8 protein-coding genes and 1 pseudogene are annotated in these 9,514 nt (G+C 25.5%); 4 read left to right on the forward strand and 5 right to left on the reverse strand.

Annotation, left to right across the window (positions count from 1 at the left end):
* Positions 1-100: 100 nt before the first annotated feature.
* From T395_RS0101625 to dnaA, 3 genes are read right to left on the reverse strand one after another with little or no spacing between them, the layout of a single operon-like run.
* Positions 101-316, reverse strand: a complete 216-nt coding sequence (locus T395_RS0101625) for an RNA-binding S4 domain-containing protein (RefSeq protein WP_029512766.1) — start codon at positions 314-316, stop codon at positions 101-103.
* 3 nt (positions 317-319) lie between these two features.
* The gene (locus T395_RS0101630; RefSeq protein WP_029512767.1) at positions 320-1,423 is read right to left on the reverse strand and encodes a DNA polymerase III subunit beta; all 1,104 of its coding nucleotides are present in this window, start codon (positions 1,421-1,423) and stop codon (positions 320-322) included.
* A gap of 7 nt (positions 1,424-1,430) precedes the next feature.
* Positions 1,431-2,831, reverse strand: coding sequence for a chromosomal replication initiator protein DnaA (dnaA, locus tag T395_RS0101635; RefSeq protein ID WP_029512768.1), 1,401 nt, complete (start codon positions 2,829-2,831; stop codon positions 1,431-1,433).
* A gap of 230 nt (positions 2,832-3,061) precedes the next feature.
* Here dnaA and T395_RS0101640 point away from each other — a divergent pair, with 230 nt between their 5' ends.
* The 4 genes from T395_RS0101640 (at position 3,062) to ftsH (ending at position 8,783) form a co-directional block, all read left to right on the forward strand.
* Positions 3,062-5,194 carry an ATP-dependent DNA helicase gene (locus T395_RS0101640; protein WP_029512769.1) on the forward strand — a complete coding sequence of 711 codons (2,133 nt, stop codon included), beginning with the start codon at positions 3,062-3,064 and terminating at the stop codon, positions 5,192-5,194.
* Between the two features lies 1 nt (position 5,195).
* Positions 5,196-5,774, forward strand: coding sequence for an aminoacyl-tRNA hydrolase (gene pth, locus T395_RS0101645; protein ID WP_029512770.1), 579 nt, complete (start codon positions 5,196-5,198; stop codon positions 5,772-5,774).
* Positions 5,734-6,630 carry a tRNA lysidine(34) synthetase TilS gene (gene tilS / locus T395_RS0101650; RefSeq protein ID WP_029512771.1) on the forward strand — a complete coding sequence of 299 codons (897 nt, stop codon included), beginning with the start codon at positions 5,734-5,736 and terminating at the stop codon, positions 6,628-6,630. Before pth ends, tilS begins: the two co-directional genes overlap by 41 nt.
* A gap of 62 nt (positions 6,631-6,692) precedes the next feature.
* A complete protein-coding gene (ftsH, locus tag T395_RS0101655; RefSeq protein WP_029512772.1) occupies positions 6,693-8,783 on the forward strand; it encodes an ATP-dependent zinc metalloprotease FtsH in 2,091 nt (696 codons plus the stop codon).
* Between the two features lie 197 nt (positions 8,784-8,980).
* Here the strand turns inward: ftsH and T395_RS03380 are convergent, their stop codons facing one another.
* Positions 8,981-9,226, reverse strand: coding sequence for a putative quinol monooxygenase (locus T395_RS03380; RefSeq protein ID WP_036458388.1), 246 nt, complete (start codon positions 9,224-9,226; stop codon positions 8,981-8,983).
* Positions 9,227-9,292: 66 nt separating this feature from the next.
* Positions 9,293-9,514 (reverse strand): annotated as a pseudogene (locus tag T395_RS0101665) (IS1634-like element ISMsy1 family transposase); the annotation flags it as partial.

Consider the following 9,514-nt stretch of genomic DNA (forward strand, 5'->3'; position numbering starts at 1 on the left):
ATAGCTTAATATGTTTTTTAGATCTTTTAAATTACATACATAGGATATTAATTCTAACCCTTTAAATAAAAATAAAAAAGTCAGAAATAAATCTAACTCTTTAATCTTCTTTAACAACTTGATATAAAATATTATCCACTCAAACAACGTCGTTTACATAAACCTTAGCATTTCTGCCATTTGGTTTTCTATCGTTGTTTTTAACATCACTCATTAATAAAAAATATTTTGCCTGTCCGCCTGTATCTATTATTCTAGCTTTTTTAAGAAATTGACCAAGAGTTATGAAATCATCTTTTATTTTTATAATATTCATTTCTTAACCTCTTGTTGGTGAAAGTATTTGTTTTGCATTTTCTTTTGATTTAGAAAAGATCAAGATTTTTGAAGGTTTTTCATCCATTAAAAGAACAACTTCATCTGAATAAACATTTAAAGCATCTTTAATATAGTTATAATCAACATCTAATGAAAGATTTTTTTGACCTTCATATTCAATTTCATGGCTAATTGCTAATGATTGACCGATTTCCGGAATAATAGTAGAAACTTTTAGTTCTGATTTATTGAAGTGTAAATTAACTTTTTTATAGCCTGGAATAGTGATTACAAAAGCTTTGTTTAATAAATCAACTAATGTTTCTTTTTTAATTTTTACAACATGTTTAATCTCAGTTGTATCAAATAGATGATCAATTTTTGGATAAGTTACATCTGTAATTCTTGCTGTGATTTTAGTGTTTTTATACTCGATTCCAAATTTAGTATTGTTAAAAAATAAAATTGCTTTTTCAGGACAACCTGCAGGAATTAATTCTTTAACACTTGAAGCTAAAACTGAAATATCAAATTGTTTATCAAACAAAGTATTTGTTTTAATTGAATATCTAGCCAATCTATACCTATCTGTTGCTGTAACATCGATTGTACTATCGTGGAAGTTAAAATTAATACATTTTAATGTGTAGTCTTCATTAGAAACAGCGAAGCCAACTGATTTAACTGCATCTTTAAATATACTTGTACTAATTTCAATTTTCTTTTCGCCATAAATTTCTTCAAAACCTTGAAAAATATTGATTGGGCTTGGTGCTAAATTATATTTAAGTTCTGAACAAGAAATTTGAATTTGGCCTGTTTCATCTGTTATTGTTATATCTCCTGACATTTTTTTAACAGAATTTTTAAATAATGAAGCATTGATTAAAAAACTTCCTTCTTCAACAACATTAATTTGTTCTTCATTAACATCCAATGATTTAATAATATTTACAAAACCATCTGAAGCTTTCATTGTAATTTTTTCTTCTGTTACTTCAAATAATATACATCTTAATCCGTATGAAACATTAATAAGATCAGTATATCTTGAAACTAATTCAACAGCTTCATCAAAAATTCTTTTTTTAATAATAAATTTCATAAGTCTCCTAATTTAATCTGTATATATCATCGCTAATTTGAGATATAGTTCTTTTTAAGTTTTGATCTTCATCTTCTAGCAATTTTTCAATTTTTTCAAGTGAATTTAATATTGTTGTATGGTCTCTATTACCGAAAATTGAACCAATTTTTTCTAATGAAAATTTTAGCTGTTCTTTTATTATTCTTATTGCTATATTTCTAGCTAAAACAACATCTTTTGTTCTGTTTTTACCAATAATATCTTTTTTAGGTACTTTGTAATATTTAGAAACATAATCAATAATTTTTTCAGGTGTAATACTTTCTTTGTTCTTTTGAATAGAAGATAAAATATTTTTTACAGTTATTAAAGTATATTTTGAATTTAATTTTTTGTCAACTTCTTGTTTATGAAACTTAATTACATTTATTGCTTTTTGCAATTCCCTCACATTTTTAGCGAAGTTTCTTGTTATAAATTTGATACTTTCATCATCTCAACCTTCTGGATTCATTTTTTCTTGTTCAATAATAAATTTAGTTAATTTATATAAATCAGATTGGGTTGGATCAGTTATTTCCATTGGAATGCCTTGTTCTATTCTAGAAATCATTCTGTCATCAAAACTATTTTTTAATAATTCTAAAGGTCTATCTGAAGCAAAAACAGTCATTTTTTTATCGCTGTTTCTTTGATCTAATATATTAAAAACAATGCCTGTTGTTCCTTTTTTATTGCCTTGACCTAATATTTGAAAATCATCAAACATAATAATGTCTACTGAATTAAATTCATTTCTCATTTTTTTTAATTTAGCTTGATTATTTTCTTGAAGTAATAATGAAATTTCAGTTGTAAAAACACTCGGATTAATTATTTTATATGACAAATTATTCTTTTTAGCTTCATTAGCAATAGCGTGCAATAAGTGAGTTTTACCTAACCCTGATTTTCCATAAATGAATGCTGGAACATACTCTGTATCACCGGTAGCTATTCTTTTAGCTAAAACAATTGCATATTTATTAAAATCACCTTCAACATAATTTTCAAATGAAAAATTTTTTTTGACTTCAATACCTTCAACAACATTTTTTTGTTCTTTTTCTGTTTGTAAATTAACAGATTTTGTTTTAATATTTTCTTTTCAATAAAGCTTGAATGAATAATTCATTCCTAATGTTTCAGTAATTGCTAATTTAATTATTTCATCATATTTATCAATAATTGATTTAGCTGTTTTATTAGACTGATTCGTGAAAATATAAACAATATTTTTTTCTATTTTTACAATTTGAAAAAGAGACAAATATTTTTTAAAAATTAAATTGTCTTGAATGTTTATTTTAATCGATTCAAGCAAAGATTTTGTTAATGCTATTAAATTTGATTTTTCTGTGATTTTATCGTCTGTGTTTTTTGTCATAAATTAATAATAATATAAAGAATAAAAACCAATAATAATTAAAAAAAAAGACAAGTTTTTTAGCACTTATCCACATTGTTATTTTTACTAAAAAGCCTTTAAAATAGATATTAAATAGATTTCCACAGTTATCCACAATTGTATTTTTTTAACTATGTTGATAACTCCATAAAAACTAATAAAAAACTGTTAATAAATTTAATAAAAAAATATTTCATTATAATAATTTTATGAACTCAAAAGATTATAAAAATAAAGAAACAAACAATTCGTTTAAAGGAAGATTTATTCAAATAATTAAAGGTGGCGAAAGTTTAGATTGAGCTTATACTTTTGCAAAATTTAAAACTAACAAAAATAAGGAAATTTTTGTTTATTTAACTAAAAATGTTATTGATCTAAATACTTTTTATGAAATTGAAACCATCTTTGACGAAGAGAGAAGAACTTATAGAATTGAAAAATTATCTGTTTCTGAACCGAAAAATGAAGAAATAGAAAAAATAATTATTGAAAATGTAAAAGGTTTAGGTGTTAAAAAAATAGAAAAAGTTAAAAAAACCTATGGTCAAAATTGAATTGATGAAGCAAAAAATCATAATTATTACATTGATTTATTTGGACAACAGATAAGTGAAGATTTAGAACAGATAATTTTAAAATTAAATGACCAAAATTTTTCTTTTTTTGTTAATAACAATTTATCTCTGCTCCACAATAAATTAGTTGAACTATATGGGCAAATTGATTTTTTAGAAATATTTAAAAACCAAAATGTTTATGACCTTTTTATAGAATATGATTTAGATTTTAATCAGGTTCATTTATTTGCACAATTGCTTTATTCAGACATCTTAGACAACAAAAAAATCTTTTGAATAATTAAAGGAATAATTTTTTATTATTTATCAAAACAATATTTATCCAACAACACACGTATTCAATATAACATAAACGAAATTCATGCTTTTGTATCAAAATATTTCTGTTTAGATTTAAATTTATTAGAAGAAAATATTCAGAAATTATTTGATGAAAAAGAATTGATTTTTTTTGAATCAGATTTGACTTTTTCATCTATGAAAATGTATTATAAGGAAAAAGAGATAGTTGATTTTTTAATAGATTTAAAACAAAGAAATTCAAACAATATTACTGAAGTTTATAAATCAAATAAATGATCAAAAAAACAAGAAGAAGCTTTTTTAAAAGCAATTAATAATTCAATTTCTATAATTTCAGGCTACCCTGGTACAGGTAAATCTTATGTAATTAGTGGGATTTATGATTATTTAATAAATGAAAAAATTTACAAAGAAAGTGAAATTGAAATCTTAACTCCTACTGGAAGAGCTGCTTCTAACTTAATTAAAAAAGGTTTAAAAGCAAGAACAATTCACAGTTTTCTTAAATTAGAAAAAACAGAAAAAATAAAATCGGTTGATAATTCTCCTAAAACTAATACTAAAGTAATCATAATTGATGAATTTTCAATGGTTAATATTGACTTATTTCATTTTTTAATAAAAATGTGTCCAAACATAGAAAAAATGATTTTAGTCGGCGATTGATATCAACTACCATGTATTGGTCCTGGGAATATGCTTGATGAATTAATGAAATCTAATTATTTTAATTCAACTGAGTTGGATGAAATATTTAGAACCGATAAACAAGAAATAGCTAATCACTTCATAGGTATAAAAAACAATTCACTTGTTGATTTAGGAACTAATTCAGTTAATTTTTTTGAAATTAAAAAAGATGAATTAATGAATAAAATTACACAATTGTTTTCTGAGAGAACAAAAAAATTTGGAATAGATAATGTAATAATTCTTACTCCTATGAATAATTATGTTAAAAGCATAAATGAAATAATTCAAAAAAGCAGATTGAATAACGAAGAAATACAAGATAAGCCTTTTGACTTATTATTTGAAAATAAACCAATTTATATAGGAGATAAACTAATTCAAATAGTTAACGATTATCAAAAAGACGTTTACAATGGTGAAATTGGCTTTTTCAAAGGTGTAAAAAATAGTAAAGCAATTGTTGATTTTGACTATAAAACAGTCGAATATGAATTAAATGAAGTTAAAGAAAATTTAAGATTAGCTTATGCTATAACAATTCATAAATTCCAAGGATCTGAAACCGATTCAGTTATTTTTACAGTTTTTTCAGATTTTTTACATATGCTTAATAATAAATTAATATATACAGCTACCTCAAGAGCAAAAGAAAACTTAACTATAATTGGCAATTTTTCTTTATATAGTGAAAAAATATATAATAAAAATAATAATAAATACATAAAAACTTCGATGTTAGATTTAATTAATCAAAGAAAGGCTTAAGATGAAATTGATCGTAGGATTAGGCAACCCAGGTAAACAATATGAATTCACAAGACACAATGTTGGTTTTTTAGTAGTAGATAAAATTTTAAAAAATTTGAACTTGTCTTTAAATAAAGAAAAATTCAATGGTAAATTTGTATTAGCTGATGATTTAATTATTGCTAAACCAGAAACTTATATGAATAACTCAGGTTATTTTGTTCAAGTATTAAGTAATTTTTATAAAATAGATCCAAGTGATATTATGGTTATTTATGACGACAAAGATTTTGATTTAGGGCAAGCAGCAATAAAAATCGGAGGATCTTCAGCAGGTCATAATGGTGTTGAAAGTATCAGAACACAATTAAGTAGTAATGAATTTAAAAAAATGAGAATAGGAATTGGTAAAAGCGAAACATTGCCCCTTAAAGACTATGTATTATCAAATTTTAAACAAAACGAATTACCAGTTTTAAGTGAAGTAATTAATTTAGCTGCTGAAGCCGCAGTTTCTTTTGGTTTTAATGATATAAAAACAGTAATGGACAAATTCAATGTTAATAGAAAAAAGAAAAACATTAGTTTTAGCAGTTAGTGGTGGACCAGACTCTATGTTTTTGCTTTATTGAGCTATAAAAAAGTTTAAAAAAGCAAAAATTATTGTTTGTTCGATGAATTACAATCTAAGAATTGATTCTGAAAAAGACAATTTATTAGTGAAACAATTTTGCGAAAACAATAGTGTTGTTTTTGAGTATAAATCGGTCGATTCTTTAAATGATTTAAGATACAAAAACACAAATTTTGAAAATCAAGCAAGACTAGATAGATATTTGTTTTTTAAAGACATTTATCAAAAATATAATGCGAATTTATTGCTTTTAGCCCATCATAAAGATGATTTTTTAGAAACAGCAATGTTACAAAAAAATGCTTCAAAATCCCTATTTCATTATGGAATTCGTCAAAAAAATAAATTATTAGATATGAATATTTATCGCCCTTTTTTGTTTAAATACTATAAGAATCAAATATTAAGCAAATGTTCTAAATATGGAATTGATTTTATGCTTGATTACACAAATCATTCAGATGATTATGCTAGAAACAAAATTAGAAACAATTTATTGTCTTTAACCTTTAAAGAAAAGGAAGTTTTATTAAATAGTTTTAAAAAAATAAACAAAAACAATTCTGTAAAAGAAAAAAGAGTTGATAAAGAATTAGCAAGCTGAAAAAAAGCAGTTTATTCACAAGAATTTTTTGACCAATTAACCTACAAAAAAGAAGTTTTATATAAACTTATTCATAATAATTTTCTTAACATTAATATAACAGATGGAAAATTAAATTCCCTAATTGATTTTGTACAATCACAAAACAGAACATCAAAATATAAATTAAAAGACGGTTTATATTTATTCAAAGAAAAAGGTAAACTATTAATATAGTTTATTTTTTATTAATATTAGTTTTCTTTATAATATCAATATTAATAAAAAGAAAGGAAAAAATGGAAAATAGCCAAAAAAGCAAAAGAATAACCTTATTTTGAACAATTGCATTTCTTGCGTTAATAATTGGTATTTTGATTTATTTTATAGTTCAAAGATTTTCATCAGGTGTAATAGTAGTAGATCAAAATACATTTGAAACCAATCTATACAATGCAATAACAAATGATTCAAAATATATCAAAGACATCAAGATAGATGATTATTTAGGAACTATTTCTTATACTTATGTAGATGGGAATAGTTTTGTAATTCAACAAGCGAATATTGGTCGCAGATGAGCAACATTAATCAATTCAACTGATGCAATAGGTGGTTGAACAACAACTAAAGGATTAGTAAGTTCATGAGTTGAAGGTTGAAGCGAAAACACGTCTTATCTAACTGTTTTACAAAAAGCAGCATCTGACAAAGGTGGAAACACCCACAGCATTATCAATATTCCGCTTCCTGTTCAAGAACAATCAACATTCAAAAGCATAATTATTTCATTAATCCCAACATTAATTTTCTTTGTTCTAATGTATCTTTTATACAGAAGCATGATGAAAAGAAATATGAATATGATGAGTGGCACAGTTGGTGATGATAAAAACCCAGCTAAAAAAATAAAAAGCGATAAAACTTTCAAAGATATAGCAGGTAATAAAGAAGCTATTGAAGAAATTTCAGAAATAGTTGATTACTTAAAAAATCCTAAGAAATACGAAAGCGCCGGAGCAAGAATGCCTCGTGGTATTTTATTAGGTGGTCCTCCAGGAACAGGTAAAACTTTATTAGCAAAAGCAACTGCTGGTGAAGCAAACGTACCATTTTTCTTCATATCTGCTTCAAACTTTGTCGAAATGTTTGTTGGTTTAGGTGCTAAAAGAGTTAGATCTGTTGTTGAAGAAGCTAGAAAAAATGCCCCAGCAATAATTTTCATTGATGAATTAGATGCTGTTGGTAGAACCAGAGGAGCAGGTATTGGTGGTGGAAATGATGAAAGAGAACAAACATTAAACCAATTACTTGTTGAAATGGACGGTATGAAAGAAAACAGCGGAATTCTATTCTTTGCTGCTACAAACAGAACAGATGTTTTAGACCCTGCTTTAACTCGTCCAGGTAGATTTGACAGAACTATTACAGTTGGCTTACCTGATGTTAAAGAAAGAGAAGAAATTCTTGAATTACGCTCAAAAGGCAAAAGATTAGCACCAAACGTTGATCTTGGTAAAGTTGCTAAGAGAACCCCTGGTTTTTCAGGTGCTCAATTAGAAAATGTTATTAATGAAGCTTCATTATTAGCAGTTAGAGCTAACCAAAACATTATTTCATTAGAAGACATAGATGAAGCAATTGACCGTGTAATGTCTGGTCCAGCTAAAAAGAATAGAGTTATAACCAAAGAAGAATTAACAATGGTCGCTTACCACGAAGCTGGTCACGCTGTTATTGGTATTAAAGTTCCAGGTGGAAACAAAGTACAAAAAATCACAATTATTCCGCGTGGTCAAGCAGGAGGATATAATTTAATGACTCCTGAAGAAGAAAAATACAATGCTTCAAAACAAGAATTAATAGCAATGATTACTGGTTTTATGGGTGGTAGAGCTGCTGAAACAATTATTTATGGTGAGAACAACGTTTCAACAGGCGCAAGCGACGATATTTCTAAAGCAACCAAAATTGCTAGAAGAATGGTTACAGAATGAGGTATGTCTTCATTAGGCCCTATTCAATTTGAAAAAGACGAAAGTTCACCATTCTTAGGACGTGATTACATGAAATCTTCATCATTTTCAAACCAAATCGGTCATGAAATTGATAAAGAAGTTAGAAAAATAATTTTAGAAGCACAAGAAAAAGCAATCGAAACAATTAATGAAAATAGAGAATTATTAGAATTAATTAAAACTGCTTTATTGCAAAAAGAAACAATTGTTGCTGAAGAAATTGAATACATTGCTAAACACCTTCAATTACCTCCTAAGAAAGAGGATGTAAAATTAGAAAGCAAATCTTATTCTTTAGATGAATTGTTATCTGAAGAAGTAAAAAACACTGAAGAAACCGATAAAGAATTAGAAGAACCTAAAAAAGAATAAAAAATTAAAAAATCCGGGGAACGATTAAATAGTCCCGGATTTTTAAATTCAAAAATTATGATTTATATGCCTTTCTATCATTGTAATTAACTAATTAAAAAAATATTAAAACCACTATAAAAAAGCTAGTTTAGTCATTTAAGCAAATTACAACGTGGAAATAAAAAACACCAAAAGGTGTTGTTATATTAGTCTTACTAAAAGATTGTTTCGTATTTAAAAATTAAAGGTTTGCTTTCAATAAATTTTTTCACAACATTTCAGCTTGCTTTATTGTCATCTGAGTTAATAAAATTATCATAGTCTTGAGCAGAACTTCATCTTTCAATTAATAAAAAGTTATTTTCATCTTTTCAAACACCATCAACTGAAAGGTTCAATTCTTGTTTTTTAGTGTCTTTAATTCATCTGCTAATTTCAACCTTAAATTCCTGAGTTTCCAAGTTAAAAAGGGCTAAAAAACGAAAACACCTATAAATAAGGCGCTTTCGTTTTTTTGTTATTTTTAATTACAATGATAGATTTTCTATAACAAATGAAAAATCTTTATATATTTTGTTTAATTCGTAATGGTTTGGATCTAAATTATTAATAATTTCGCCAACAACTTTACCATTTACAGTTTTAGTTGTTATTGTTATAAGTTTTAAGGCATCTATAAACATATTCATAGTTACTTTTTGAATTTCGCCATTATCTTCATAGAACTTTTTAAGTTTGTAAATTGAGTA

It is taken from the genome of Mycoplasmopsis iners ATCC 19705 (assembly GCF_000701805.1).
Taxonomy (GTDB): domain Bacteria; phylum Bacillota_I; class Bacilli_A; order Mycoplasmatales; family Metamycoplasmataceae; genus Mycoplasmopsis; species Mycoplasmopsis iners.